We start from the raw sequence: 25,958 nt of genomic DNA, 5'->3' as shown, positions 1-25,958 counted from the left end.
AAATGAGGGATATAACATGCACTTTAAGACTTCTTTATGTGCGATTGCTGTCGGGGTTGCTCTAACACTTAGTGGATGCAACAGTAGTGATAATGACTCGAATGTGGAAGCGCCACTGAAAGCGGCTGAATTCCACAACACCATTGACCGTGCAGGTGTGCCAGTGGCACTGCGCGATCTTCATGGTGGTCACCTTCGCTACATTCCTATGTTCGATAACGGTTCTTGGCATGGCCACACGCTAGACACTCAAGGTGGTGAAATCACCCTAGGTGGTACAGCGTTGCTAACTGAAGAATACGTGTCATTCATGGCTGCACGTTTCGACCGTCTAACACTGATGGTTGACGGTGAAGCGATGCCGCTTGAGCTAACAGACGCTTACTCGCAGCCAGGCGCGCTGATTCAAGAGTACACAGGCGATAACGGCATCACTGCCGAACTTGAAATGCGCTTTGTTACCGACCGTACGTCTCTTGTTAAAACCACCATCAAGAACCCGAACAAGCTGGCTCTTCAAGGCGAATGGGACGGTGAGTTGATGCAAGATTACCGCGCTGACGATGGTGAGCTATACAAAAACAGCGACAGCACAGTGCGCAGTGTTGAAGATGCATACCCTACTTACTCGCGTGAAATCGCAGCGACAGAAAACGGCGTAGAAGTGTCTTTTGGTGCGGTTCGCGCCTCTTGGTCTTTACTGACTTCAGGCGATTCTAAGTTTGAAGTAACACGCTCTATCAAGCCAGAAACGTCTACCATCGATGATGATAAGAAAGGCTTTGTCCAAACGGCTGAGCTTGGTAATGGCGAAGAAATCACGCTATACACGGCTTACACGCACGTGCAAAACACGGAAGAGCAAGCGTCTGAGTTTGCGAAGTTAGACGACGTGATGGCCGATCCGAAAGGCTACATGCACGATTCAGCAATGCGTTGGGAAGAGTACCTAGAAAACGGTCTAACCAACGATGCTGCTTCAAAAGAGCATGAATTCGTTGCAGTAAAAGCGATGGAAACACTGAGCGCGAACTGGCGTGGTGCAGCAGGTGCCATTGACCACGACACAGTAACACCATCAGTAACTGCGCCTTACTTCTCTGGCAACATGACTTGGCCGTGGGATACGTGGAAACAAGCGTACGCAATGGCTCACTTCAACCCAGATGTGGCGATGGAAAACATTCGTACTGTATTCCAATATCAAGTTCAGTCTGACGATCCTGTTCGCCCTTGGGACGAAGGTTACTTGCTTGACGTAGTCACTTACAACTTACCGGCAGAACGTTGGGAAGGCATGTCTGCGGAATACAAAAAAGTGTTCCCACTGGCGACAGACGGTTTGAACTGGAACGAACGTAACACCAAACCATCTCTAGCTGCATGGGCAGTATGGGAAGTGTACACCGCGCTGAAGGACGAGCATAACCGTCCGGAAGAAGCGAAGCAGTGGCTAGAAGAGATGTATCCGAAGTTGGTGGCATTCCACGATTGGTGGCTACGTGCTCGCGATACAAACAAAAACGGCATCCCTGAATACGGTGCAGCAAAAGACCCAATTCACACTGTATTTGAAGATGATGTGAATGATGGTTCTTGGGGAGCAGATGCGTCTGTAGACGACATGAAGTTCCAGTACAAAGACGAAGCGAATGGCGACAAGTGGATCAAAGAGACTGGCATCGAGAAATACAACCAGTTGCTAACGTCCGGTGATTACACCGCGATGAGCATCCCTGCAAAAGTAGCTGCGGGTTGGGAATCTGGTCGTGATAACGCGGGTGTATTTGGCTTTATCGACACCATCGACAACCTACAAGGTATGTCTGAACTGCCGACACAAGACGAAGCTAAAGTGATCGACCAAATGGGTCGTTACGCACACAATACCAACGGATTCGACAACACCTACGACATGGTCATGGGTGAAGATGGCTCAGTGGTGACTTACCGTGATGATTCGCCAGAGAACATGGACAAACTGGCTCTAGCGAAGAAAGACTGGGAAGTGAAGTTCAACGAGAACACCAACGACGCGAACAAGTTGTCTGGCTACTCGCTGATGCAAGAATCGGTAGACCAAGCTTCTTACTGGTACTCAGACAACCTGTTCCTATCGCAAATTGCAGAAGTGCTAGGCAAAGCAGATAAAGCGGCAGAGTTCGCAGCGAAAGCCGCTGACACCAAAGAGTACATCAACCGTTGTATGTACGACGACACAACGGGCTTCTACTACGACATCGAAGTGGTACCAAATGGCCTTAGCAACCAGTGTGCGGGTCCAATGTTGGTGAAACGTGGCATGGGTCCAGAGGGTTGGTCTCCACTGTTTAACAACGCAGCGACGCAAGAACACGCGGACAAAGTGGTGAAAAACATGCTTGATACCAGCAAGTTCAACTCACCGAAGATCCCATTGGGTACGGCATCAATGGACAACCCTGCTTACGGTCCAGACATTTACTGGCGTGGTCGTGTGTGGCTAGATCAGTTCTACTTCGGCGTTCGTGGTATGGACAACTACGGTTACGGCGTAGAAGCGCGCCAAATGGTTGATAAGCTGTTCCAAAACGCACAAGGTTTAACAGAAACCACCCCAATTCAGGAAAACTACAACCCTGAAACGGGCGCGGTACAAGGCGCGAACAACTTCTCTTGGAGTGCGGCGCACCTTTACATGTTGTACAACGGTTTCGTGGGCAAATAACACCTGTTGGTTAGTCACTAATACGTTAAGCGTTGCAGATGACCCCCTATCATCTGCAACCGCTTAATCCTCTTCAAATTAGGCTCAATAAGATCAAACCGGACAGTGAAAGCGCTCCGGTTTTTATAGAGTTAAAATACTATTTTCCTGGCATTTTATAAAAGTTGTATGCAAGAAAAACGGTGCTACAAAACCATTTTTCTTTAAAAAACTGCGGCTTATCTACCCGCACTTCATTCTGTCCATTTGCAATAGGTAACATTTACAAAATGATCATTTAACTATTTTGTAACAAATTGTATGATGCAAAAGTCAATGAGGCGGTTAAGTATTCATACGAAAGTATTAAGAGTTGTCCTAACCTCGCGCTGTTCAGCCGCTCCGAGCCGAAATTATTCTCAAACTCGACTTTGCCGTCTGGATCTGCCTCATTCAAAGGAGAGTATTGATAAATACTTCACTTTCTACGTTGTCAGTATGACGTGTTGCGGAGCAACACCATCAAGGAAGGTGACATGACATGAACTGTTTACAGACCAGCCTGTATAACTTGCTAGAGGATAATAACTTTGTGCCCTCTAAAGAGTACAAAGCCTCGATTGCAAGCTACCTGCATTCCGATTCTTCACTCACACCTAAAGCAATGGGTGAGCTCACTGGCGAAATATTCCAGAGCAAACAAACAACGGCTTACTATCTGTTGCACAATGCCATTAATGAAGAAGAGGGGGCAGAGCGACTTAAGATGATCGCCACTCGTTACGCGCAAGGTGAGATGAAGCAACAAATCATGCACCACTGCCAAAACGACAGAAACCACTCTGCTATGTACGCCAGTTTAATCCCACTGACGGGCTATCAAACCGAGGTGTATCAGGAGGAGAGTTTGAGCGACTTCAGTAATGTGAGCAACTTTTATGACGACATTAAAATCCACCTTTTCCGAGCTCATTCTGTCGAACTTCGTTCTTGGTGTTTACTGGTTTCTCAACTGAACTTTATCGATCAATCGGATATCCCCTATTTAAAAGAGATGCGGCCGACCATTCAGCAGATATTGGATGATGAAGTTAAGCAGGTTTCCTACACTGCGCAGCACGTCAGCCAGTGGTTGGAAGAAGATCCATCACTGTGCCAAGCCTTCACGCAATGCATGAACCACACCTACCGAGAAACGTGGGATTACCTCGCCTCTATGGCGGAATTCATGCGAGACAGTGCGCCTTACTTTATGGTTTAAGCGCATAGCGTTTGCAATTTAAAGCTCTATGAGGGGTTCAACGTTGTTTGTACTGCGTTGGGCAATAGCCTCTGTTCACGTCTGGTGAACGCAGTTTAAAGTGCTTGGTGTTGCGCCCAGATACACGTTGTCGCCAAAGCTTGAAACTGCGAGGTTTGAGGTGGCGACGCATCAAGCTGATAACGCCATTTTCGTTCAGACCGAATTGATGCTCAATCGCTTCAAACGGGGTTCGGTCTTCCCATGCCATTTCTATGATTCTGGATAGTGCGTCGTCGCTGAGGGTCATGGTGTGTTCCTAATCAGGGTTGCCTATTTAAGCTTAGGAACACACATACGTAATCTACGGCGAAACGGTTTAATTGGAAGCCGCTTTTAACCGATAAAATGAGGAAATAAAGTTAGGAATAGCAACGAGTTATTTCTGTGGTTTAAGCTCGACCACATTGCCTTCTGGATCTTCTAAATACACAGAGCGACCAAAGCCCTGTGCGCCATATCGCTCGGCGAATCCTTCAACGTGGACGTCATGTTGGCGAAGGTATTCGAGTAATTCAAACTCCTCAAAAGGGGCAATTTGCAGACAGAAATGGTCGACATTACGACCGTCTTGGCTTGGCGATTTGCCGCCCAGTTTACCGAGTTCGCTATCGACCGTAACCAAATCAATGATTGCTGTGCCAGCACGCAGTTGAGTTAAGCCTAAATCTGGTAATTCACGTTCAATAGGGCATCCCAATAGATCTCGATAGAAACGCAACATCGCGTCGAGATTATCCGTTCTCAGTACTACGTGGTCGATGGCTTTAATTTCAATTGGGTGGCTGTGGTGTGCCATGATGCGTTCCTCTTTCAAGCATTGAGAAAAGTATACGCGCTAAACCAGTAAACTGATCGCCAGTGCGAGCATGACAAAGCCAATGATGAACTCCAGAACCTGCCAAGAACGGGCATGCTTAAAAATAGGAATCAGTAATTTAGCGCCATAGCCCAGACTGAAAAAGAACACGAAGGAAGCCGACACTGCCCCCACTGCAAATTGCCATTTATATGGCTCATATTGAGTGGAGATCGACCCCAATAACACAACGGTATCAAGGTAAACGTGTGGGTTCAACCAAGTGAACGCCAAGCAAATCAGTGCGGTTTGCCATGCGCTTTTCGACGCGTCTCCTTCCGGATTCATCACGTGTTTTTGTGTGAATGCTGAGCGCAAACTACTGATGCCATACCAAGTTAGGAACGCCGCACCTGCATAACGTGCAATGGTTTCAATCAAAGGAAACTGTTTGACCAGGTAGCCAAAACCCGCCACACCAAGAGAAATCAAAATCGCGTCCGATAGTGCACAAATAAAGCACACCATAAATACATGATGTTGTTTAATGCTTTGCTTCAGTACAAAAGCGTTTTGCGCACCAATGGCAAGAATCAGCGATATGCCCAGCGTAAAGCCGGCGAGATAGGTGGTCATTCTCTCTTCCTTGGGCTGTGACCAAATAGGATTTCGAACCATAACTTTGTCAAAGAGAGTGTGCAAGGGACAAGTTGCTAGAATTGCTTGATGAGGCAGAGTCGTAATTGTGAGAGCAGCCTTCAATTTGCATTGCACTTTTACCATAAACCGGTGAACCCGATTACAATACGCACATCCATATCAAAAAGGAAAAAACGATGAAAGCAGTTTGGTTAGCCGCAGGTGCAATCGCATTGAGCGGGTGTTCGACAATGAACACCGCAAATGATGTTTCTCGCCCATCGGCAGAGATGTTTCCTGAAATGAAGAACATGACAAAGCATGTTTTCTATGTAGATCCAGCGAGTAATGAAGCAGATAAGCGTGTAGAACTTGTGGTTGGCAAAATGATGGAAACGGACTGTAACCGTGTTTCTCTGGGTGGCGCTGTGACTGAACATACATTGGAAGGTTGGGGTTACACATACTACCAAGTTGACTCTTCTGCGGCTGGTGGTATCTCAACGCTAATGGCATGTCCTGAAGACATGGAGAAGGTAGAGACATTCGTGCAAATGCCCACTCGAGACTTATACCGTTACAACAGTAAGCTACCTGTTGTTGTTTACGCGCCAGCAGACTTGGACGTAGATATCCGCGTTTGGGCACCTGAAGAATGATTGCTCGCCATACTAAAATCGCGCTGGCATTCGGTGGTTTGCTCGCACTAGGCGGCTGCGTTTCAACAGTGCCGCAGTACAAGTACCAATGTCATGATGGTCATCAATTCGCAGCCAGCTTTGAGCAGGAAAAAGCATTAATCATTGTTGATAACGGAAGAGAAATCGAACTACAACAAGTTCGTTCCGCTTCTGGCGCGAAATACTTATCTGACGACGATATGCTGGTACTGCACACAAAAGGCGACGAAGCGATTTTGATCGTTAACGAAATATCACAAAGTGCATGCCACATTGTGAAGTAATCGTCTAACTCAAAAGGCTTGGATGAAACCAAGTCTTTTTTGTTTTCAAGCTTTGAACGTTTTTTCGGTCAATAACTGTTTTGTTCCTCTTTTGGGGTAAATCCGCCTCGTACTAGTCGGCCCATATAACTCACTTTTGGCCACTTCTAAAATTACGCCGAAAGTTTAGGTCAAGCTACCTTATCGTAAGTTCAGGTGAGAGATTGGCCCGTTTTATAAAATTTTAATATTCAATGTGTTACTAAGTAAGGTTTTCGATTTATTATTTGGGTATTTTATAATTTAAAGTTGATGTAATTAGTTGTGTTTATCTATCTTTTCGTTTGATGTGTGAAAGGCTTCCCCATGTCAAAGAATCTTTCTCCTTTTTTCTTAGCCTACCTAGTTATCACCTTAATATCCTTTTTGTATTTTTAACTAATTGATAATTATTGTTTTTCATTTCTTATTGGTGTTTGCCCGCTATGGCGTATTTCCTACAAAATTAAAATCCTTAAGCCAATAGTTGTAAGTTCGAAGTTGATATACATTCTCGTTTGGGAACATTCCCGCTATAAATATAAAAATGGAGAAATTATAATGAAAAACGTTCTTGGCTTCGTGACCCTTCTTGCTGCTTCTTTTGTTCACGCTGAAGACGCTATTTCTTTCCCAACCCAACAAGCTGCAGGCGGAAATGACGCGATTGTCTTTCCTACCGTTCAGCATCCAATTGTGTTGGTTGGTGGGTACGAAGTAGACAATGGTATTTTGCGTTCTCGAACTTACGATTGTGGGATTAATATCAGTGACTTAAACCTCTCGGCTCAACTCGTGTGGGAAGGGGCGACACCTAAAGTGATGATCGTTGGTGATGATCTGATTATGTGTCGTTCACTCGCGAATAGCCCGTTTGAGCTCGACATCAGTTCAGTGTTGAATCAACTTCCGAACCACGATCTATATCGTTTGGAAATCGCGAATCATGTCAATTTTCGTCGATAATTCGAGGAGAGAACATGACTTTTCACTCTTTGAATAAAGGGGAGGAGGAGGCCTGTGCTTGCACAGGCTCTTCGCGCCCAAAAGTTGCCATTTTTGGTGCTGGCATTTCTGGCTTAGCAGTGGCCCATAACTGTGTAAAACAAGGCTTTGATGTTTCTGTTTACGACAAAGAGCTTTATACCGGGGGAAAGTGTATCGGAACGGTAGATGAAGGGGGTAGGGTTCATGAACTCACTCATCGGCAGTTTTTCGCAAAAAACCATAACTTGATTAACTTCCTTAAAGAGATCCCCTCGGGGTCAGGCTCCTGTTTAGGCTCGCTTTATCCTCAGAATATTGTTCAATTTTCTTGGGCACAAAGTAACAAGACCATACAGTTTCAACGCGGCTATTTTACTCGCTTAGAAAAGCTATGGGATGATGCAAAGTCAGCCTACTCCATGCGTTATGCGCAAGTCCCTTTAAAGGATACTTTCTGGTTTAAGCAACGATTGCAGAAACCATATTCTACAGAAGAATTACTCGGTGTTTCCGTCAGGGATTTTTTCTCCTATGACTCTCGACCGCAGCTTGCTGCTTTCCTTCGTTCTGTTTTGTTAGGTTGGATTGGAGCGACCGATGAGACACCGGCATTGGCGATTTTAGACCTGCTTAATAATAAAGATGGTGAGTTGCATAACTCGGCGCCAGACGCATACAGCTTGGGAATGAGCAAACCTATTAGCGACGCACTTATTAACCCGTTGACTCACCATCTACAAAAGCAGGGCGTTCAGTTTCATTTAGGCTCTAAAGCGAAAGCCATTTATCCCAACAAAGCGCGAACTCGAATTGATGGTGTGCGACTGCATGATGAGCATACCGTTCTCGCTGATTATTACGTATTTGCACTCCCAGCTCATGTCACCAAATCCTTACTCACAGAGACCAGTTCCGCATTAAGTTATGATTACGTGTTGAGTCATGGCTTTCAGTTTTACTTTTCTCGCCTCCCTGCCGAACTGAAAAACAGAACGGTTGGCTTAGTTCTTGATTCTCCTTGGGGGTTGAGTTATCACGTGACCACGAGAAGTACGCCTCGAGGAGAGATGACATGTTTGTCGGTGACGGCGACTGAACTTGATAATGCACTCGGTCCCCTTTACCAGAAACCGATGTTGTTATGCACTGAAGAACAGGTAAAAGATGAATTGTTGTTCCAACTTTTCGGGCAATTAGACTTACTAGAACACGCAGCCTACCAAGGTTTTAGGGTCGGTCTTGGTGCGAAAATGGTGACGCCTCAAGAGCTGGAAACGTTGTATTCCGATTGCTTTCATGGCGATATTGTTATCAATGAACGTGGGCAGCCCCGCCATTGGGTTCTGCAACACGCGTTAACTCAACCAACCGCTCAGAATGTGCTCACTACTACAGTGAAAAACTTTTCTAACGTCTTCTTAAGCGGTGAGTATTTATCTGATCCCCGCCAAACTTGGCGAGTTCCGGTTACGTTGGAGCGATGTATTGAAACCGCCAATTTATGTGCAGCGGATTTGGCAGAGCGCGCCCACTCTGAATGTGAGGAGCGTCGATGAAATCACTAGTCTATTCACCCTTATCATCGGGGCTGTTTCTGATACTTTGTTTGGTGTACAGCAGTGGTTTTTATCTGCTAGTGCAAAGTTCGATTTGGCTCGCGTTAGCATTGACTGTGTTGTTACCTGTGGTGTTCTGGCCGTTAACGCAACCGGTCGAAAATTCAGGAGAGATAAAGCGAATCCTCTGTTTAGAAACTGGTTTTAACGTGTTGTGTTTTTTAGCGCTGAGCCAATGGATCAGCATCGAACATGTCGATAAGGGTTTGGTCGTATTTTTCGTCCTCCAGTCAGCTGGGTTTTTATTGGTGCAGTTGAAAAAGCGGGCTTATTTGTCGATGTTTATATCGATGGTACTGGCTGCGGCGATCGCCTACTGGGTACATTCAGGGATGCAAACCACACTGCAAGGAGAGGGGAGGATCGTCTTATTTGGAGAGCCTGTGCCTTGGCAATTAAAAGTGATTTACGGTTTGTGGCTGGCGCAATTACTGCTTGTCGAATATCGCTCTGTGTTACCAAAACTGACGTTGGCTATCTGCCACATTGCTTCTTTTGTTATTGCGATTGGTGCGGAGGATTTCTTCCACGCCCGCATCGTGACAGCCAGTCACCTTCTTTTCCTCAGCCTGTGTTTTAACTTAAAGAGTTTAGATTGGGGCGGAAGTGAATTCGCAATATCGAATCGATTGAGCCGTTTCATTCAATTGCCAATCGTTAGAGAGCCATTTTCTGAGTTTTTACTTGGCGTTGTTGCTATCACTTATCTTGGGATTTTTCTGATGTAGTGCTCTTGGGGTTATGTGTTTCTCACTAGCAACCCCCTCCAACTCCCCCTTGTATTGACATGGTTTGCTCAGCATTTGCATTTCTTGTCCAAGGGGGAGGGCTGTCCTTTGGTGCATTATCCTATTTCGTTCCAAGCTTTTGGTGTCATTTCGACGAGCCTAGGCTACATCAAGAATCTCGTTTTAACACGCTCCGACAGTTCCTCCCCTTTGCTCTCGATGTATTTTGATCGCCGAAGCTGAGACCAAGGGGAGGTTAGGTGGGGTTGATGTTATAGAGTGCTTACTTAAATAGCATCGGCGAAACTTGGTAAGTTATTTGCGCTTTCTGCTTCTTCTGAAGCACCGTGCTCCTTCATTTGTTCCTGTTTCTTCATTGCTTGAGTTTCATAATACTCTTGAGCAACGGCAGTCTTTACGAACTCTATCTCATGGTTTGAGAAGGACTGCGCAGCTTCATGTATTTCGTTGAGTGTGACATTGAAGAACTCTTTTCGTCTGTTAATCATGTTTAATCGGCGAGAATCGAAGACTTCATGTAGCTTCTTCTCTAATGTCGGAGCATCATCAGTATGAATCATTGCGTGTACATCAAACGTGAATGGAACAGAAGCATCCCCGAGTTCTTTGACGCGATCCATTGGTTCAAGTCGACGTGTCATACCGATTTTATATATGTCTTCGCCAAAAGAGCCGATATTTGAAATAACGTAAACATGCCCTTGTTTTGTCTGCTCTGCCATTGATTGAGCACGTTGGTGCTTGAGCTCTGCTTCCTTCAGGTTGGCTTGTAGTTCTGCTATCTGTTGTTCAAGCTCTAGCTTTAGCTCGTCACTGGCTTGCTCTAGTTCTTTTCTCGCGGTATCGAGAGCTTTTTGAAAGCGCTTTTCTTCCTTTATAGCTTCTGCTTCAGCTTTTTTAATTTCGGCTTCAACCTTAGCCTCTTCTCGCATTTGTGCCTTTATCTCTGCTTGTTCAACTTTCTCTTGTTGTTTTTTCTCGCGATATTCATAGGTCAGTTGAAGTTCTTTGAGCTTTTCTTTTAAGTACTTGTCTGTGATGGAAATGGCATTCGGCTCGTTAAGTTGGTTGATTGCAGTAAAAGCCTTTCTAATACGCTCTTGCATTTTGACGACGTTCTTCCATGTACAGTTAGCAATTGCTGCTTCACATTCGTTGTTAAAGGCTCTAGCAGTAAGTCGAATGCTCTTGTCCGTCATCTTCTTGCCTTCAGAACGTGAACCGTCGACGGTCCATTCTCGATAGCAAAAAATAGCACCGCTAGATGATTTTTCTCTCATCAAAGCTTTTTGTCGGTCTTTGCACTTTTTGATTTCTTCTTTAAATTTCTCTGAGGCATCGAAGTCAAATTTTGGTTCATAGAAGCCAAGTTCTATTAGTTCAATATCATCTCTAAAAACAGCAATTTGCTTCGTTAAAGCGTCATACGTAAGCTTCTTGTTTCTATAGTCGGTTCTCAATTCTTCTATTTTCACTTCAGCATCACGCTGCTCAATCAAGACTAAGTCTTTTTGGCGCTCTATAGACTTTTTATCGGCTTCAAGAGCATCTTTGATTTTTGCACATTCAGCCTCGGTATCGAAAACATCTGAAAAGCGTTCTTTGTATTGTCCAATAGTGTCTTCTGCTTTCAGCAATTGGTTTTTGTTATCTTCTAATTGTCTGCTCAGTTTTGTGGCTCTCTTTACTAGTAGAATACCGATGAGAAGAAATAATCCTAGAGCACCCAGAAGTATGTGAACTTGTGAAAAGTTGTCCAATGTTTAAGCCTCAATGTATTAATGATAAATAGGAAAAACCAATAATATATTGGGTTGTCATTCTGTATATCGATTGAGATCATAAGAGATGAGTTTAATAAAAAAAGGGTTGGCACTAGGCCAACCCTTTCTGATTCTTAAGCATTCAATTATTCGTAATCAGACGCGTAAGTTTCTTCGTAAGTGTGTGAGTAAAGCTCGAATAGGTTACCAAACGGGTCTTCCATGTAGATCATTTGAGCTTGTTTGTTGTCGTCTTCTGGGTGGTAGCGCATGATGTCCATGCGAGCTTTACCGCCAAACTCTTCAATACGTTTGATAGTTTGTGGGAACTGCTCTTTCGCTACTTGTAGACAGAAGTGGAAGATGCCTAGGCGAGAGAAGTCTACTTCGTGACGCTCTTGACGCTCTTTCATTTCAAATAGCTCAACGCCGATGCCGTCAGATGTCACTAGGTGAGCGATATTGAAGCCTTTGAAGCCTTCACCGAATACGGCGATACACATACGACCGATTGCTGATTCGCGCTCTTCGATAACTTTTGTGTTGTTCATTACGATGCGAAGACCAAGCGCTTTAGTGTAGAACTCTACTGCTTTGTCCATATCGCCAACCATGATGCCTACGTGATTCATTTTCATAATTCTGCTCCAAAAAACTGTGATGTTTAATTCGTGTTTCGTTTCGATGGAGGTGAGTATATGGAGAAATTTTGATTACATGAAATTATCAATAATTTTTAAGATAATAATTTTTTGTTATTAAATGGCAGAGAGAAGGGTAAACAAGCGTATCCTGCATGCTTATTAAATGGCTATCTTATAAATTTCTTTGTGTTTTGGGTTGTTTTATATCGATCGTGAATGGTTTGGTGAGGTAAAATTCTGGCCGAAGTTACTGCTAGTTATCTGTTTTTATTGATATTAACTAGTTGTGTTTTAACGTTGGTAGTTAGGGTTTTAGGCGAGCCTTTAATCTGAGCTCACATAAAAAGGAATAATAATTTGTACATTTGGAAAACATCAAAGCTGTCTGAGGAACTAAAAGACAACAAAGTGCCAGACAGTGATTGGATTAAATACGCTTTAATATTCTTAATCTTTTATACGGTGACACCGTACTTGATGTTCTTGGCGCCGTATGTAAGCAATGAAGTTATGATAACCGAGGCTATTGGTATCTTAGTCGTGTCAATTTTGGGTGTAGTTGTCACGTATAGAACGAATAATAGAGATGGTAAAACCTACATTCTTCGCTCTATCGCTTTATCTATCCCTTTGTCGTTTAGGTTTGTCGCTTTATCTGTGCTTGTTGGGATGGCTATCGTCTCTCTCGACTTTGGCGCTCAACATTATTTTATTGTTGAATTACTTTCGACATTCTCTGTTATCGCTTTGCAAGCACTCTACTTTTGGCGTTTGAATGTTCATTTAAAGTACATCAACTCATAGCTTTGTACTTTCTACTTTGATTAAAGGCTTTGTGATTAGGCATAAGACTGACTGACGATGAGCTCTCTTAGCCATTTATGGCTTGGGTCATTGTCGAGTTGCTTGTTCCAAAGTAGAAAGAACCCACCTGGTTCCATTTTTATTGGGAGCGGTTTGATCACAATGTCCGATTTACCTTCGAACTCGCGGATGCTTTTGTAAGGGTAAGTCAGTATCAAGTCGCTCTTCTCACACAGTTTCACCGCGCTGGAAATGTCGGACATGTTGACGGCGTTGTCGATGCGCAAGCGTTGAGTGTCGAGCACCTCATGTAATAGCCAGCTAGACACACCGCCAGTGATGACTTGGATATGGCGGTACTTCAGGAATGCGTCGAGATTCCATTCTTCCTCTAATGCTGGGTGTCCTTTTCTCAAGATACACGCCGAGGTGTCACGCATCAGTTCCGCGTAATTTAGAGTGTCAGGGATGGTATCGACATGGGTTTTAGAACGATCATCAAACTCAAAGATACCCACACCAAAATCGATCTCTCTTCTCTGTAATCGAGTAATGCTGCTGTTACTCCAATCTGCACTTTTGATGGTTATCTTTGGCGCACTAGACAACGCTTGAGGCAGAAAACGTGGGTAAATCGTGGAGTAGGCGGTTTCAATAAGATCGATACTGAAAACGCGAGTCGAGCATTCTGGGTCAAATTCTTCTGGTTCACGAAGCTGATCAATTTGCATCAGGATTTGTTGCAGCTTGCTTTCTAATGCCAGCGCTTTTGGGGTCGGCAATAAACCTTTGGATTCTCGCTCGAATAAGGGTCATCAAACTCTTGGCGCAATTTAGTAAGCTGTTTACTGACGGCCGATTGAGATAAGAACAGTTTCTCTGCGGTTCTGCTCACGCTGCGTTCTTGAAGTAAAACGTACAGACAAATCAGCAGGTTCATATCATTTTTGATTAAGTGGGATAGATTTATCATGATATTCCTATCATTCAACTTACAAATTGAAGGGTATGAATAGAAACTATATCACTTAATTGAATTGAGCCAGAAATAGTGACTCGTTGCCTACTTAAACAATCAAACTGTTGAGGTATCGGCTAAGCTCTGCCCGAATCTCTAGCTCTGCTTCTGACAGGTATTTGGGTGTGTGTGCATCAACCTCGGCAATGTTTTGTTCGCGAACTTGATGGGTATCGCCGATGGCGTTAAATACGCTGCGCAGCAAGTTCATGGAGTGTGACATCAAAGCTTCGCTTTCTTGTTGTGAGAGTAAAGGCTCTGCATCAAAACCAAGCGCGTAGAGGATATCGTTAAAGTGCATCGCATAACCTGAGCCAAAGACATCAAATGTGGTGCTCTTGATGCCATCGGGGCTTCTCTCCCACAGATAGGGAGGATGCTTGAGTGTGCCAAAACCAATCGCAATGACGCGCTCTGGATAGTGCAGTTCTAATCTTCTGTCCCAGATATCACCGGCTTTTCCTGCCTCAATCACTATCTCAATATTGCCTTCGGTCGACGTGAGTTCGCCTTCGACATAGAGATGAGTTTCAGCGCCCTGTGTGTACTCCAATTGCGACTCGTTAATACGTTCGGCACGGACGTGTTTTAGTTCAACCTGTGAGTCTTCTAAGCCGAATTTATGCAGGTAGCGAACTAGCCCAGCAATCGCGTGGATGCCCATATCAAAGCCATAACCTCCGCCGCCGCTGGTGGCTAAGTTAAGTAGCTTTCTGGTGTTGAGTAACTCAATTCGGTTTTCAAAACGGAAGTCTTGGATTGCTTCATGACTGTCGATGGGGTTGTCGGCAGCAATCGCGATGATCTTGCGCGGGGCAGAATCAGGTAGTGCGATAGATGAATCAGTGAAGAGCGCTTCCAATGAAGGAGAAACCAAAGCGGTATCGATAAAGTAAAATTGCGCTCCGCGACGTTTTAGTTCGGGGATGACTTGGTTAAAGCCTTTGTTGATTTCAGCCAAGGAGAAGGACGGTTTCTCAACCACAAACAACAGGTTTTGAATGTCGAGCGCGCCACTGACTTGCTCAATGATGGAGAGATGTGTGCCTGCAGGTGTTAGAACGAAGACAGCAGCAACTTGAGATTGCCTATGAGCTTGTAAAAACGCATCAAGATCTGCGTAGCGAGCGGAATAAGGGAATTGAAACTGTGAAGCTAATTTTGACTCGCATGGTTCGTGAACGGCTGGGTCAATGGCGACCACATCAAAGCGAGAACTTAAGGTGTGCAGAAGGTTCTCATACAAACCGACCACAGACGACTTAGCGTTCCCCAATCCACCAAATACCAATACGATGTTGTTCATTACTTCCCCTTTCGTTAAGCACACCCAACAACAGGCTAGCAAAAATTGGGGGAGGGATAATGATGTATAGCAGCAAACTGAGTTTTACAGCCTCATTCAACCAACGCTGCAATCGCTTGCTGGACAGACAAAAATTGGATTTTGATGATGCAACGTTGTGCCTTGCTGAACTCGTGTTTTTGAATCAGCTCTGTCACTTGCTGCACGTTCAATGTCTGTGGCAAAAGGCTTAATTCCACTGTGCTGTTAGCGCCCGCTTGTAATGCATAGCAATGACCTTGCGTATCAATCACCATGTCATCTTGACCCCAAATCAACGCTTGGCATTCGGCATTTAACTGCTCTGGCGAATCTAAATACACCAGTTCGTCGTCGCCATCGAGTTTGAGCAAACAAGGCCATGTGATCATTGCGTTACCTTAATATTTAGAGTGGGTCATTTGAAGTCGTGCACTAGCTAAATAAGCTGCGTAAGGCAAGTACGATACACAAAGCCTTAAAAGAGCAAAAGGCTTTGTGCATTTTAGGGTGGCCTGCTATGCACAGAACTATGTACGCCTAGAAACTAGAACCCGGCTGCTGTAAGAATTCCACTTCTTCTGCGGTGCTATCGCGGCCTAAAATCGCATTGCGGTGTGGGTAGCGACCGAAGCGATCAATGATCACTTTATGCTTTAGTTCGAACTCGTGGTTCGATTCTCTACCCAGTGCTTTGAACAGCTTCTCTGCCTCTTCATGAATCCGCTTAGACTCACTGTGCATAAATGGCATGTACAAGAAGCTGCGTTCAACGTCCGTCAATTCTTGGTCCAATCCTAAACGAATCGTCTCTTGTGCCAAGGCAAGTGCGAGAGCATCTTGAGCGAACGCTTTTGGCGTATTGCGGTAAACGTTGCGAGAGAATTGGTCGAGCACGATGATCTCTGCCAGACGGCCTTGCGCTGTGTCTCGCCAGCCAAACAACTCAGATTGAGCGGCTTGTTCTAAGGTGGTGAGAAAGCGAGTTTCGATTTGTTTATCGACGTAGGCATTACTCACAAACCAGTCTTTTGGTTCCAGTTCTTCAAACCAGAAAGTCAGGATATCTTGGTACATGGTTGCTTCCCTGATAGAAAAAGAGCTAGGAGTATATACCCAAGTGACTTCAAGATGCAGGATTCAGAGCGTTGTCATTGATTCGAGAATAAGGAAAACAACGCAGTGTAATAGCCACCTCTTTCCAAGTTGTTTGACGCAGCAATCGGGTCAATGACACGCTCCCAAAGGGCACTCTTTGCAAATAGTAAGGGTCTTGGCTTGTATACTTTGTTGCCGATTCTTGATTTAGGCCCACTAAACCTTTAAATCGCCGCCGCGTCTACAAACCAAGTCATTCTCGCTGAACCTAGCATCTCGAGGTTACTTGGGTATCCCCCCCAGCGCTTGGTTTCGCTTATCGACCGTAAGTCTCTTGGATGTAGCGCTCAAACTGATCGCACATCTGCTCGTCTGAGACCGAGTTGCTTGCAAGCTCTTTGCTGCCATCGACCACTTTGATGCTGGCATTTAAAGACGCCACTGGGGCACGTTCACGAGTTTGCAGCGAGGCAATTTTCTTCTGTTGTACGTCCCATGCTTGTTCTGGCGATAGGTTACACACGTCTGCCAGATACTTAGCGTTAAAGCCTTCACCTGTTAGGCTAACGATAGTCTCGTTGTGCGATAGGTGGTTACCCGCATGCCAGTAATGTTTCGCCAGTAGCGGACCAATCTCTGGGTTGTCAGTTAGGTAGCCAAACTTGTCGAGGAAGTAAGCTCGAGTCTGGTAAACCGCCATGTGCGCTAGCAAGTAACCGTGGTAGGCACACGCTGCTTCATCAGACAGAAGGTGTGGAATTGCCATCAATGGGCGTGGGCTGCACTCCAAACCAAGGATTTGCTTTTCACAATCGCGCGCGAGCTTAGTGATGCGCTCTGGCGTCAGTTCTTCATCGCTTAATTGGTAAAGCGCACGTTCAAAATACGGCACGACCAAAATGCTACGCTCTTCGTACGCTTTGAATGGCTGGCGACTGTTGATCATCGCTTGGATGATCTCATCCGGTACTGGATTACCTTCTGCGTCCAACGCGTATTGTTTTAGCCAATCGGCATCGGTCAACAGGCTGTCACAGAACATGGATTGTGTTTCTGCATATGCCATGGAAGTTGGTGCGAACTCTTGAGAGAAACACGGCGCGTTCATCTTCACGTTAGCGAAGTGCGCAGCGTGACCACCTTCGTGGAATAGAGTATTGATGCCATCGTAGCCGCTACCAACTTGGTCTGGTTTCGCGTTACTGGTGAAGTTCACCTGCGCCGCAACCCATTCGCCTTGGTTGTAGAACGATGGGATAGGACCATGGCAGAAACCGTTCGGGTATTTGCCTTTGCGGTCAAGCAGGTCTAGCGTCAGTTCTGCGCCTGAGTATTCGATGTTTAGGCGACCGAATGATGCTACCCAGCGACGCAGCGATTTTGAGAACGGTACGTACGGGTCAAGGTCACGCATGACATCACCCGCGAACGAGTACACAAAGTTGTAGCCAGTCAGTGCGCTTTGACCTTTCTGCTCAGCAAGATTTGCCAAGCTGCTTAGGTGCGCATCGCGCGTGCGTTGTTCAAAGTCATCCAAGATGCTGAACAGTTGCTCTGAGCTCATCTTTTCCGTCTTCTTCACTGAGTAGTCAAAGAAGGTTTCGTAGCCCAAAGAACGTGCGAATTGATTACGCAGTTTGATCAGCTCAATAAAGCCGTTTTGCAGCAACCATTGCTCAAGGTCGAGCAGCGTTTGATGTGCTGATTGACGCACTTCTTCGTGATTATTGGCGCGGATGGTCGACGACAATACTGGCAAAGAGCCCTCGGTTTGTTCACCGTTTTCATTGGTAAACGTCAGGACGTGATTTTGCTTTTTCTCGAACAACTCGGCTTCAAATGCAATCAGAGCATTCTTTTGTGCTTGAGCTTGTTCGCCTTCAATCGCATGCGATTCAAACGTTGCCAACCAGCCTTGCAGACCAATTTGCGTTTGCTGTTTCTCTTGTGGATCAGCGATTGCTTCAGCTGCTTCAAGTTGCGCTTTGATGGCTGAGATTTGTTCGGCGTTGCTTAAGAAATTTGTCCAAGCGGTTTGTGCTTTTGTCGAACCATCGTGGTCGTCGCTGATGCCCATGTAGGTTTCCCAAAAGAAGTCTTCTTTGGTGCGATGGATAGTGAGGTAACGTTGGTTGAGGTCGTTTAGGTATTCCGTTGCAGTCATTTTGATCCTTCAAATGTTTGCTTTATTGAGGTTTTTATCGTCATTGATTATGGCACGCATGAGTAGCAGAAAGGAATGCGAAATCCATTTGCCATGTTTATGGCTTGTAAACAGGAATTTACCGCACTTTTTACATGTGCAGACGTCAGTCACAAAATTTTTCCGTTTTTGATTAGTAATGGCCGTTCTCTATTTATAAAATTCGGTCTTTCGCAGTGGTGCTGAAAGTAAGGAAAACAATAATGAAAACAAGAATCGTAGCTCTAACAATGGGGCTAACCTTGGTGGGATGTTCAGCAACAACACCAACCAATGACCAAGTCTTTAATATCGAGGAAAACTGCGCCGTCATTATGAGTGAAGGAGTGACGCCAGAAGAACGTTGGAGCGCCTACAACAAGCTTATCGAAAGCTACGGCGACCATTATGTGTCCAACAAGAGCCGCTTGGAATTGGCTCGATGGAACTCATTTCGTCAAAAACTGATTCGCGATGAGAGTCATCAGTTGCTAAAAGAATTTATTGAAGTAAGCGACTGGGGCTGCGCAAATGGCAATTACCTAGAAGAGATGTACTTATTTGTGAAGGAAACACAAGTGAGCAAATCAGAGTAAGACCTGCTCCTTACTCATCTTCATCTGATTCTTGAGGCTGATTAATCTCTTTACCACACCCTAAACATTGGTTAGAGAGGTCGGTCGGCATCATCATGATCAAACCACAATGAGGACATAAATCGCCTTGGTCGTATCGTCGCATTGTTCACTCTTTGATTATACGGCCTTCCATTCTGTAATATTGAACCAACCCCACAGAAATTACGACACCGACAGCAAAAAAAAACCAATTTGCATATACTCAATGTGTTAGCGAATACAACGGAAGGTGTCATGTTAACTCCTCATAGATTGATTCTTGGCGCTGCGTTGTTGTCTGCGTTTAGCGCTTGGGCGAATGCTGCTGAGCAAACCGTAGACGTGGTGTACATCAATGCTGGCATTTATGGTCATCCAAAAGCAGACGCTGTCGCCGTGCATGACGGACGGATTGCTTTTGTTGGCGATAAAGCCAAGGCACAAACATGGGTTGGTGATGGCACGGAAGTGGTGGATTTGAGTGATACCTACTTGTTGCCGGGCTTTGTCGATAACCATAATCATGTGTTTGAGGCGGCTTCCGAAGCAGGCGGTACGTGCTTGTTGCAAGCTGGCACCTTGTTGGATGAGCAAATCCCACAACTGCAAGACTGTAAAGAGTTTGTCCAAGATGGCGAATGGTTGATGGGTTACGGTTTTACGCTTGATGCAACCTTGTCAGAAGAAAACCAGCGCACTCCTCTCGAAGTGATCGATGAGGTTTTTCCTGATACGCCTGTGGTGTTAATGGAGCAAACCTCTCACTCGATGTGGGTTAGCTCGGCTGCGCTGAAAGCGGCGAACATTGATAAAAGCACGTCCGATCCTCAAGGTGGTCGCATTCTCAAAGATCCGGATACAGGCGAGTTGAATGGCATCTTGCTAGATAACGCCGGTGATTTAGTGATGGAACTGGCTTGGAACAGCATGAGTGCGCAATTTGCGGTGAGTTACCAAGGCTTGTTGACCGGATTAGAAGAAGCGGCGCTCTATGGCATCACTACGATTGGTGATGGGCGAATGTACTGGAAGCGAGGTTGGTATGAAGTGTGGAAAGAGAGCGAAAAGCGGGGTGATCTGACCGCTCGCGTCTCTTTGCGACCATGGATCTATCCGACTGACAGCATGAACTCTCAACTGTCGTATTTGAAAGGCATTCAGTCCGACGACACCTCTCGCTTGTTACTGGTAAACCAAGTCAAAATGTACAACGATGGCATCTTCATCAATGGTACCGCCAAAACCCTTGCACCTTATCTTGATACTTACCTGCCTGATTCACCGTATGGGTTGAATTACATCTCGCCACAAGCAATGTCTGAATGGCTAAACAAGCTCGATAAACTTGGTTATAGCGCGCACATTCATGCTATCGGTGACGGTGGTATTCGTGAATCACTCGATGCGATTGAGAAGGTGCGCAGTCAGGGCAATCAGCGACGTTACACTTTGACTCATGTGGAACTGGTGAACAGCAAAGACGTGCCAAGGTTCGCCAAGTTAGGTGTTACGGCAGACTTTCAAGTCGGCTCAGACTATGTGGCGTATCACGATCACCAATGGGCGGAAGCCTTCTTAGGGGCTAAGCGAGCCAGAGCATTGATGAACCTGCGTACGCTTTACGATACCAAGGCTAACGTTACACTAAGCAGTGATTGGAATGTGCATGATTTGAATCCTCTCCTAGGTATCTCCAACAGTTTGCTAATGGGGGATACAGGGTTGCCAAATGTGGAAGCGGCGATTGATGCTTATACGATTCATCCTGCTTACAGCTTGGGCTTAGAAAAGGAAATTGGCTCAATCGATATCGGGAAATCGGCGGATTTTGCGGTGTTGGACCAAGACATCACCCAATTGAAAGCGGAAGAAATAGCCCAAGCTCGAATATTGATGACGGTGCTGCGCGGGGAAGTCGTTTACGAACAATTGGATGATGAATAAGCCGAGTGATGACTTACTCGGTTATAGGTATAAGCAGTGATAGTGCACTTTATTGGTTAGTAACCATAAATAGCATAATGTAAATAGGGAGGTATAACACTTTGGCGTAGATTCCTTTTCAATATCATGGCGATAGAAGACAAAGTGTGATTTATTGACGCCTCAATCGGCGAGATTTTAGGAAAGGTAATGGGAGCTTAGTGCTTTCAGGAGAATGAAATGAAAGTTGTGATTGCCCCAGATTCGTTTAAAGAGAGTTTGACCGCCAAACAAGTAAGTGACGCGATCAAGACCGGTTTGTCTCGTGTTTGGCAAGACGCAGAATTTGTGACTGTGCCTGTTGCCGACGGTGGCGAAGGGACGGTTCAATCTTTGATTGATGCGACTGAGGGTGAGCAGGTTTTCGTGACGGTAAAAGGCCCACTCGGCAATGATGTCGAGGCGTTTTACGGCATTCTAGGTGATGGCGAAACGGCTGTGATTGAAATGGCAGAGGCTAGCGGCCTGCACCGTGTGCCAAGTGAACAACGTGACGCGAAAAACACCAGCAGCTTTGGTACCGGTCAGCTGATTCTGAATGCGCTTGATCGTGGTATTCAGCGATTGATCATTGGCTTGGGTGGCAGCGCTACTAATGACGGCGGTGTGGGCATGTTGGCTGCGTTGGGCGTTAAATTCCTAGACAGAGCTGGCAACGAAATTACGCCAAATGGCGGCGGCTTAATTGAACTAGCAAGCATCGATGTGTCTGGTCTTGATTCTCGCTTAGCTGATTGCGAAGTGCTGGTGGCATGCGATGTTGATAACCCATTATGTGGCGAGGAAGGCGCGTCGGCGATTTTTGGCCCACAGAAAGGCGCGACTTCGGCGGATGTTGAGTTGTTAGATTCTGCTCTAAGCAAATACGGAGAGCTGACAGAGCAAGTGACAGGCAAGCATGTGTTGACTCAAAAAGGCGCAGGTGCAGCAGGTGGTATGGGCGCGGCATTGCTCGGTTACCTATCAGCACGCCTTAAGCCGGGCATTGAAATTGTGCTGGACACTGTGAAGCTAGCAGAGCACGTTGCAGACGCTGATATCGTGTTTACCGGTGAAGGTCGTATCGACCATCAAACCGTACATGGTAAGACACCAATGGGGGTTGCCAAAGTTGCGAAGCAGTTTGATTTGCCAGTTGTCGCACTTGCGGGTTGTAAGGGTGATAACTTCCAAGCGGTGTACGAGTGCGGCATTGATGCTGTGTTCGTGTGTGTTCCGTGCGCAATGAGCTTGCCAGAAGCATTGAAAGAAGCCGATGTGAATCTCGCGAACTTGGCCGAAAACGTCGCGAGACTATGGCAGTTGCCTCGATAGTTTTTCCTTTGTCTAGGCTTTTCGAATAACCAAGTATTCTAAATAACAGAGCCTCCCAATTGTGGAGGTTCTGTTGTATTTGTGAGTGTGTATTTTGGGGTGTTACTTAGCGTGTTGAGCAATCAGCTTAGCGAGCGTTTCCATTGCTGGTAGCCAGTGTTTCTCTGCTCCAAAGTTAGCTACGCTGAGACGAATGCAGTTTTGGTACTGTCCCTGAGTGCCAAATACCGAGCCGGGCAGAATACTGATTTTGTGTTCGTTACAGGCTTGATAAAGCGCATAGCTGTCAGTCTTTGGTGGCAAGCGTAGCCAAAGTAAGAATGAACCTTGTACTGCATTGATTTGGTAACGGTTTTTCAGTTCAAAATGCGCATCTAAACATTGGTGTAGCATCTGCAAATATCGTCGAACGTTAGCTTGGTAGATTCGGCACATACGCGCGGTATGTGTTCGGTATTTTCCTGAGGTTAGAAAGGTTGCTACCGCCGATTGCATCAAGTTCAAGCTGCCCATGTTTTCACACAACAGATATTGCTCAACTTGAGCGCGATAACGCCCCACCAGCATCCAGCCAATTCGAAGTCGTGAGTCGAGTGTTTTCGAAAGTGAATTAACGTAAATGACGCGCTGCTTCTCGTCCAGTTTACGCAAGCTCGGTAGTGTTTTGTCATAACTCAATGCGCCAAACACGTCATCTTCGATGATGGGAATATCTCCGGAGACGGCGAGCAGCTGTTTACGCCTTTCGGGCGGCATCATTGAGCCTGTTGGATTGGTGAAGTTTGGTGTGACAATAATGACTTTGATCTCCCACGTCGCCATGGCTTTTTCTAGTGCGTCTGGATCCATACCATCACGAGGACAACTAGGGACCTCGACCACTTGCAAACCGAGGGATTCTAGTATCAGTAAGTTACCGAAATAGCACGGCGATTCGACCGCAACAATGTCCCCTGTATTCGTTGTTGCTCGGAGAGCAAGGCTGATCGCTTGCTGTGCGCCATGAGTAACCAGAAGGTCTTCCACGTTCGCCGGCGTTCCCAGATCTTGAGTGATCTTAGCTAGTTGTTTGATCAACAAGTCATCGCCTGGAGGCAATTGATAATGGCTGGATATATGGCTTTGTTGGCGGCTATGACGGCCAATTTCGGCATACAAACTTTTGATCGCAGGCGCATCTATATTTGGGTGTGCAGAGCCAGTTGGCAGCAACTCTTGGTATTCAGGATGAGTCAGGATGGCCTTACAGATTGAGAGCAAATCGACGCGTGTAGGGTGAGAGATTTTGGCGTCAGGTTGCTGTGTGATTTTGACTCGATACCCCGATTTTGGCACTGAATAAACCATGCTTTGTGCTTCCAATTCTTGATATGCACGAATCACGGTATTCTTGCTCACCCCAAGCTCGACACTTAATTGTCGAATGGAAGGTAGCTTATCATTCGTTTGGTACACGCCATTAAAGATCGCTTGTTTGAGATGCTTCTCCACCACTAAGTATTTATTTGTATCTAGGCTACTGGTTAAATCTGTACCCATAAAAACACTTCCATCTGTCACTTTGTGAAAACACTGTACCTTACTAAATTAACCGTATCTAAAATCAAAACACAAGTGAGAGTGAGGGAAAATCATGTTGATCAGAGCCATCCCTTTTGTTTTCGTTGTTCTTTGGGCTTCTGGATTTGTCGGTGCACGATTTGGTTTGCAATACGCTGAGCCCGCGACGTTACTGTCGATTCGTATGGGATTTAACGTGTTGCTGTTTTTGGTCATTGTGGCGTTTTTACGTCGCCGAATTCCAACGGGAAAAGACTTTTGGCACAGCTGCGTTGTTGGCGTCTTGATTCACGGCTTTTATCTCGGTGGTACCTATTTTGCCATTAGCTTAGGTATGCCTGCGGGGTTGAGTTCGTTGTTAGTGGGGATTCAACCTATTTTGACTGCTGTGCTGCTTGTCGTGTTTGCCTCAGAGCGATTTAAGTCTTCTCAATGGTTTGGATTGTTGTTTGGCTTTGTTGGCATCGCCATGGTGCTGATGGGCAACATGGAATGGCAATCTGACCAGCATAAGACGTTAGCGATTATGGTGTGTTTATCGTCTTTGTTAGGCATTACGTTAGGGACTTTGTATCAGAAAAAGTACTGCCAACAAGTGGATATGGTCGGCGGTGCAGCGGTGCAGTATTTGGCGGCATTAGCGATGTTTTTACCTATCGCCATGCAGTTTGAAACCATGCAGGTACAGTGGACAACCGAGTTCATTTTGACCCTAGTGTGGTTGGTTGTCGTGTTGTCTTGCGTGGCGATTCTATTGTTGTTGTACATGGTGAAAAATGGCGCAGCATCGAGTGTGGCGTCTGTGTTTTACCTTGTGCCACCAACTACGGCTATTCAAGCTTGGTTGGTTTTTGGAGAGTCGTTCGATTGGATGGGCATTGTTGGTTTTGTTCTCGCAGCAACGGCGGTGTATTTGGTGGCAAAGAAGCCTGATTTACCAATGTTTAAATCAAAGGTTGCAAAGCAAAAGCGCAAAATATACCTAAATTAGGTAGGGACATTAGCGTGCCAGAGAGTACAATCCGGCTCCTTACATGTTTGTGGAGCCGGATGATGACCGTCAAGCCAGATCGAATGAGTGCGATGCGCAATATCATTGAACAAGTTAAAGCAGAATTGCCTCTTTATGAGTCGGAAACTTTTGTTTGTGGCCCCGAGGGGAAATGCATCGGTTGTCCTAAAAAACTATTAGAAATGGTAGATTCTGAGCTGAGCTATTGGGAATCTGCAATGGATCGCGGTATCACGCCTCAATTCGATGAAATCCGCCGCTTTGGGAAAATGTGTACCAGTGTACGCCGAGGCTTAATCCGCAATAACGTGCCGTTGCTCAACGCCTAATCAACACTTTTTCGACATCCCCCTCGTTACCTTGTCGTCTTTATTGATTTGATTAAATGAAGACAAGGGGCTCCCATGCGCAAATTCTTTTTCTCTGCTGCTTTGTTATTACTTGCTTCCGGTTCTGGTTTTGCGGGTTACAAATGGTTCACTGACAACCAATATGGCGAAGCCGATGTTGTTGCAGGTAAGCAGTATTTTGAATCCTACTGTATCTCTTGTCATGGCGATAAAGGGCATGGTGATGGATTGGTGGCTAGGGCGACGAACATCAAACCCGACAATATCTTTGATGAATTGACTAACCCATTCGGGACAAAAGTGGAGTTGATTGGGACGGTATTGGAGGGGGAGAGCAGCAAAACGGGTGCCATGCCACCATTCAAATCTGTGCTGAGTGAAAATCAAGTAAACGACATTTTTGAATACATCAAAAGTATTAACTAGGGGTGAATCTTATTTTAGAAACAGTCGCTTATTCGCTTTTGGTGTGCTTCAAGGTTTTGAATTCAGTCGAATTTTTACGCCGCTTAAGTCGCCTGTTTCAGTGCA

At 45.6% G+C, this 25,958-nt stretch carries 25 protein-coding genes and 1 pseudogene; 14 read left to right on the top strand and 12 right to left on the bottom strand.

Annotated elements, in window-relative coordinates; genetic code table 11:
• The first annotated feature begins 16 nt into the window (after positions 1 to 16).
• Both ygjK and C1S74_RS17440 read left to right on the top strand, forming a co-directional pair.
• On the top strand, positions 17 to 2,707 hold the full coding sequence (gene ygjK, locus C1S74_RS17445) for an alpha-glucosidase (protein ID WP_045396297.1): 2,691 nt from the start codon (positions 17 to 19) through the stop codon (positions 2,705 to 2,707).
• 520 nt (positions 2,708 to 3,227) lie between these two features.
• Positions 3,228 to 3,947 carry a hypothetical protein gene (locus tag C1S74_RS17440; protein ID WP_045396294.1) on the top strand — a complete coding sequence of 240 codons (720 nt, stop codon included), beginning with the start codon at positions 3,228 to 3,230 and terminating at the stop codon, positions 3,945 to 3,947.
• Positions 3,948 to 3,984: 37 nt separating this feature from the next.
• Here C1S74_RS17440 and C1S74_RS17435 read toward each other — a convergent pair whose 3' ends face one another.
• The 3 genes from C1S74_RS17435 to C1S74_RS17425 form a co-directional block, all read right to left on the bottom strand.
• Complete coding sequence (locus tag C1S74_RS17435) at positions 3,985 to 4,236, bottom strand: TIGR03643 family protein (RefSeq protein WP_045396291.1); 252 nt, start codon at positions 4,234 to 4,236, stop codon at positions 3,985 to 3,987.
• A 129-nt stretch (positions 4,237 to 4,365) separates the two neighbouring features.
• Positions 4,366 to 4,785 (bottom strand): VOC family protein, encoded by a 420-nt coding sequence (locus C1S74_RS17430; protein ID WP_045396288.1) that lies wholly within the window; start codon positions 4,783 to 4,785, stop codon positions 4,366 to 4,368.
• 39 nt (positions 4,786 to 4,824) lie between these two features.
• Positions 4,825 to 5,421, bottom strand: a complete 597-nt coding sequence (locus C1S74_RS17425) for a LysE/ArgO family amino acid transporter (RefSeq protein WP_045396286.1) — start codon at positions 5,419 to 5,421, stop codon at positions 4,825 to 4,827.
• 200 nt (positions 5,422 to 5,621) lie between these two features.
• On the opposite strand from C1S74_RS17425, the gene C1S74_RS17420 reads away from it, so the two are divergent.
• The 5 genes from C1S74_RS17420 to C1S74_RS17400 all read left to right on the top strand — a co-directional run bounded on the left by C1S74_RS17420 (position 5,622) and on the right by C1S74_RS17400 (position 9,737).
• Entirely contained in the window at positions 5,622 to 6,083 is a 462-nt protein-coding gene (locus C1S74_RS17420) for an ecotin family protein (protein WP_045396283.1), read from the top strand.
• Positions 6,080 to 6,388: an MliC family protein gene (locus C1S74_RS17415; RefSeq protein ID WP_045396279.1), complete on the top strand. Its 309-nt coding sequence runs from the start codon at positions 6,080 to 6,082 to the stop codon at positions 6,386 to 6,388. Before C1S74_RS17420 ends, C1S74_RS17415 begins: the two co-directional genes overlap by 4 nt.
• A 579-nt stretch (positions 6,389 to 6,967) precedes the next feature.
• Positions 6,968 to 7,372, top strand: a complete 405-nt coding sequence (locus C1S74_RS17410) for a hypothetical protein (RefSeq protein ID WP_045396276.1) — start codon at positions 6,968 to 6,970, stop codon at positions 7,370 to 7,372.
• Positions 7,373 to 7,386: 14 nt separating this feature from the next.
• The gene (locus tag C1S74_RS17405) at positions 7,387 to 8,949 is read left to right on the top strand and encodes an NAD(P)-binding protein (protein ID WP_045396273.1); all 1,563 of its coding nucleotides are present in this window, start codon (positions 7,387 to 7,389) and stop codon (positions 8,947 to 8,949) included.
• On the top strand, positions 8,946 to 9,737 hold the full coding sequence (locus C1S74_RS17400) for a hypothetical protein (protein WP_045396270.1): 792 nt from the start codon (positions 8,946 to 8,948) through the stop codon (positions 9,735 to 9,737). Before C1S74_RS17405 ends, C1S74_RS17400 begins: the two co-directional genes overlap by 4 nt.
• A gap of 287 nt (positions 9,738 to 10,024) precedes the next feature.
• Here the strand turns inward: C1S74_RS17400 and C1S74_RS17395 are convergent, their stop codons facing one another.
• Both C1S74_RS17395 and C1S74_RS17390 read right to left on the bottom strand, forming a co-directional pair.
• Positions 10,025 to 11,518: an SNIPE associated domain-containing protein gene (locus tag C1S74_RS17395; RefSeq protein WP_082038985.1), complete on the bottom strand. Its 1,494-nt coding sequence runs from the start codon at positions 11,516 to 11,518 to the stop codon at positions 10,025 to 10,027.
• Positions 11,519 to 11,667: 149 nt separating this feature from the next.
• The gene (locus tag C1S74_RS17390) at positions 11,668 to 12,159 is read right to left on the bottom strand and encodes a VOC family protein (protein ID WP_042601126.1); all 492 of its coding nucleotides are present in this window, start codon (positions 12,157 to 12,159) and stop codon (positions 11,668 to 11,670) included.
• A gap of 363 nt (positions 12,160 to 12,522) precedes the next feature.
• On the opposite strand from C1S74_RS17390, the gene C1S74_RS17385 reads away from it, so the two are divergent.
• Complete coding sequence (locus C1S74_RS17385; protein WP_045396266.1) at positions 12,523 to 12,969, top strand: hypothetical protein; 447 nt, start codon at positions 12,523 to 12,525, stop codon at positions 12,967 to 12,969.
• Between the two features lie 35 nt (positions 12,970 to 13,004).
• On the opposite strand, the pseudogene C1S74_RS17380 reads toward C1S74_RS17385, so the two are convergent.
• The 5 genes and pseudogenes from C1S74_RS17380 to C1S74_RS17360 form a co-directional block, all read right to left on the bottom strand.
• Positions 13,005 to 13,942: pseudogene (locus tag C1S74_RS17380) on the bottom strand (LysR substrate-binding domain-containing protein).
• Between the two features lie 94 nt (positions 13,943 to 14,036).
• Positions 14,037 to 15,293: a hypothetical protein gene (locus tag C1S74_RS17375; RefSeq protein WP_045396264.1), complete on the bottom strand. Its 1,257-nt coding sequence runs from the start codon at positions 15,291 to 15,293 to the stop codon at positions 14,037 to 14,039.
• A gap of 92 nt (positions 15,294 to 15,385) precedes the next feature.
• On the bottom strand, positions 15,386 to 15,703 hold the full coding sequence (locus C1S74_RS17370) for a DUF4144 family protein (RefSeq protein WP_045396262.1): 318 nt from the start codon (positions 15,701 to 15,703) through the stop codon (positions 15,386 to 15,388).
• A gap of 148 nt (positions 15,704 to 15,851) precedes the next feature.
• Positions 15,852 to 16,388 carry a DUF924 family protein gene (locus C1S74_RS17365; protein ID WP_045396259.1) on the bottom strand — a complete coding sequence of 179 codons (537 nt, stop codon included), beginning with the start codon at positions 16,386 to 16,388 and terminating at the stop codon, positions 15,852 to 15,854.
• Positions 16,389 to 16,725: 337 nt separating this feature from the next.
• A complete protein-coding gene (locus C1S74_RS17360; protein WP_045396256.1) occupies positions 16,726 to 18,573 on the bottom strand; it encodes a M3 family metallopeptidase in 1,848 nt (615 codons plus the stop codon).
• A gap of 242 nt (positions 18,574 to 18,815) precedes the next feature.
• On the opposite strand from C1S74_RS17360, the gene C1S74_RS17355 reads away from it, so the two are divergent.
• Positions 18,816 to 19,187 carry a hypothetical protein gene (locus tag C1S74_RS17355; RefSeq protein ID WP_045396253.1) on the top strand — a complete coding sequence of 124 codons (372 nt, stop codon included), beginning with the start codon at positions 18,816 to 18,818 and terminating at the stop codon, positions 19,185 to 19,187.
• Positions 19,188 to 19,197: 10 nt separating this feature from the next.
• Here C1S74_RS17355 and C1S74_RS26990 read toward each other — a convergent pair whose 3' ends face one another.
• Complete coding sequence (locus C1S74_RS26990) at positions 19,198 to 19,332, bottom strand: hypothetical protein (protein ID WP_258075234.1); 135 nt, start codon at positions 19,330 to 19,332, stop codon at positions 19,198 to 19,200.
• Positions 19,333 to 19,463: 131 nt separating this feature from the next.
• On the opposite strand from C1S74_RS26990, the gene C1S74_RS17350 reads away from it, so the two are divergent.
• Positions 19,464 to 21,152: an amidohydrolase gene (locus tag C1S74_RS17350; RefSeq protein WP_045396251.1), complete on the top strand. Its 1,689-nt coding sequence runs from the start codon at positions 19,464 to 19,466 to the stop codon at positions 21,150 to 21,152.
• Between the two features lie 219 nt (positions 21,153 to 21,371).
• Positions 21,372 to 22,505, top strand: coding sequence for a glycerate kinase (locus C1S74_RS17345; protein WP_045396248.1), 1,134 nt, complete (start codon positions 21,372 to 21,374; stop codon positions 22,503 to 22,505).
• Between the two features lie 102 nt (positions 22,506 to 22,607).
• Here the strand turns inward: C1S74_RS17345 and C1S74_RS17340 are convergent, their stop codons facing one another.
• Positions 22,608 to 24,044 carry an aminotransferase-like domain-containing protein gene (locus C1S74_RS17340; protein ID WP_045396245.1) on the bottom strand — a complete coding sequence of 479 codons (1,437 nt, stop codon included), beginning with the start codon at positions 24,042 to 24,044 and terminating at the stop codon, positions 22,608 to 22,610.
• A 94-nt stretch (positions 24,045 to 24,138) separates the two neighbouring features.
• On the opposite strand from C1S74_RS17340, the gene C1S74_RS17335 reads away from it, so the two are divergent.
• The 3 genes from C1S74_RS17335 to C1S74_RS17325 all read left to right on the top strand — a co-directional run bounded on the left by C1S74_RS17335 (position 24,139) and on the right by C1S74_RS17325 (position 25,853).
• Positions 24,139 to 25,056, top strand: coding sequence for a DMT family transporter (locus C1S74_RS17335; RefSeq protein WP_045396242.1), 918 nt, complete (start codon positions 24,139 to 24,141; stop codon positions 25,054 to 25,056).
• Between the two features lie 62 nt (positions 25,057 to 25,118).
• Positions 25,119 to 25,406, top strand: a complete 288-nt coding sequence (locus C1S74_RS17330; protein ID WP_045396239.1) for a hypothetical protein — start codon at positions 25,119 to 25,121, stop codon at positions 25,404 to 25,406.
• Between the two features lie 75 nt (positions 25,407 to 25,481).
• The gene (locus tag C1S74_RS17325; RefSeq protein ID WP_045396236.1) at positions 25,482 to 25,853 is read left to right on the top strand and encodes a c-type cytochrome; all 372 of its coding nucleotides are present in this window, start codon (positions 25,482 to 25,484) and stop codon (positions 25,851 to 25,853) included.
• The last annotated feature ends 105 nt before the right edge of the window (positions 25,854 to 25,958 follow it).

The sequence above is a fragment of the Vibrio hyugaensis genome (genome assembly GCF_002906655.1).
Lineage (GTDB): Bacteria > Pseudomonadota > Gammaproteobacteria > Enterobacterales > Vibrionaceae > Vibrio > Vibrio hyugaensis.
This window is presented reverse-complemented; position numbering and strand designations above follow the sequence as displayed.

Coding starts and splice junctions, on each gene's coding strand:
- ygjK (WP_045396297.1), top strand. CDS start 17: ATGCACTTTAAGACTTCTTTATGTGCGATTGCTGTCGGGGTTGCTCTA.
- C1S74_RS17440 (WP_045396294.1), top strand. CDS start 3,228: ATGAACTGTTTACAGACCAGCCTGTATAACTTGCTAGAGGATAATAAC.
- C1S74_RS17435 (WP_045396291.1), bottom strand. CDS start 4,236: ATGACCCTCAGCGACGACGCACTATCCAGAATCATAGAAATGGCATGG.
- C1S74_RS17430 (WP_045396288.1), bottom strand. CDS start 4,785: ATGGCACACCACAGCCACCCAATTGAAATTAAAGCCATCGACCACGTA.
- C1S74_RS17425 (WP_045396286.1), bottom strand. CDS start 5,421: ATGACCACCTATCTCGCCGGCTTTACGCTGGGCATATCGCTGATTCTT.
- C1S74_RS17420 (WP_045396283.1), top strand. CDS start 5,622: ATGAAAGCAGTTTGGTTAGCCGCAGGTGCAATCGCATTGAGCGGGTGT.
- C1S74_RS17415 (WP_045396279.1), top strand. CDS start 6,080: ATGATTGCTCGCCATACTAAAATCGCGCTGGCATTCGGTGGTTTGCTC.
- C1S74_RS17410 (WP_045396276.1), top strand. CDS start 6,968: ATGAAAAACGTTCTTGGCTTCGTGACCCTTCTTGCTGCTTCTTTTGTT.
- C1S74_RS17405 (WP_045396273.1), top strand. CDS start 7,387: ATGACTTTTCACTCTTTGAATAAAGGGGAGGAGGAGGCCTGTGCTTGC.
- C1S74_RS17400 (WP_045396270.1), top strand. CDS start 8,946: ATGAAATCACTAGTCTATTCACCCTTATCATCGGGGCTGTTTCTGATA.
- C1S74_RS17390 (WP_042601126.1), bottom strand. CDS start 12,159: ATGAAAATGAATCACGTAGGCATCATGGTTGGCGATATGGACAAAGCA.
- C1S74_RS17375 (WP_045396264.1), bottom strand. CDS start 15,293: ATGAACAACATCGTATTGGTATTTGGTGGATTGGGGAACGCTAAGTCG.
- C1S74_RS17370 (WP_045396262.1), bottom strand. CDS start 15,703: ATGATCACATGGCCTTGTTTGCTCAAACTCGATGGCGACGACGAACTG.
- C1S74_RS17365 (WP_045396259.1), bottom strand. CDS start 16,388: ATGTACCAAGATATCCTGACTTTCTGGTTTGAAGAACTGGAACCAAAA.
- C1S74_RS17360 (WP_045396256.1), bottom strand. CDS start 18,573: ATGACTGCAACGGAATACCTAAACGACCTCAACCAACGTTACCTCACT.
- C1S74_RS17355 (WP_045396253.1), top strand. CDS start 18,816: ATGAAAACAAGAATCGTAGCTCTAACAATGGGGCTAACCTTGGTGGGA.
- C1S74_RS26990 (WP_258075234.1), bottom strand. CDS start 19,332: ATGCGACGATACGACCAAGGCGATTTATGTCCTCATTGTGGTTTGATC.
- C1S74_RS17350 (WP_045396251.1), top strand. CDS start 19,464: ATGTTAACTCCTCATAGATTGATTCTTGGCGCTGCGTTGTTGTCTGCG.
- C1S74_RS17345 (WP_045396248.1), top strand. CDS start 21,372: ATGAAAGTTGTGATTGCCCCAGATTCGTTTAAAGAGAGTTTGACCGCC.
- C1S74_RS17340 (WP_045396245.1), bottom strand. CDS start 24,044: ATGGGTACAGATTTAACCAGTAGCCTAGATACAAATAAATACTTAGTG.
- C1S74_RS17335 (WP_045396242.1), top strand. CDS start 24,139: ATGTTGATCAGAGCCATCCCTTTTGTTTTCGTTGTTCTTTGGGCTTCT.
- C1S74_RS17330 (WP_045396239.1), top strand. CDS start 25,119: ATGACCGTCAAGCCAGATCGAATGAGTGCGATGCGCAATATCATTGAA.
- C1S74_RS17325 (WP_045396236.1), top strand. CDS start 25,482: ATGCGCAAATTCTTTTTCTCTGCTGCTTTGTTATTACTTGCTTCCGGT.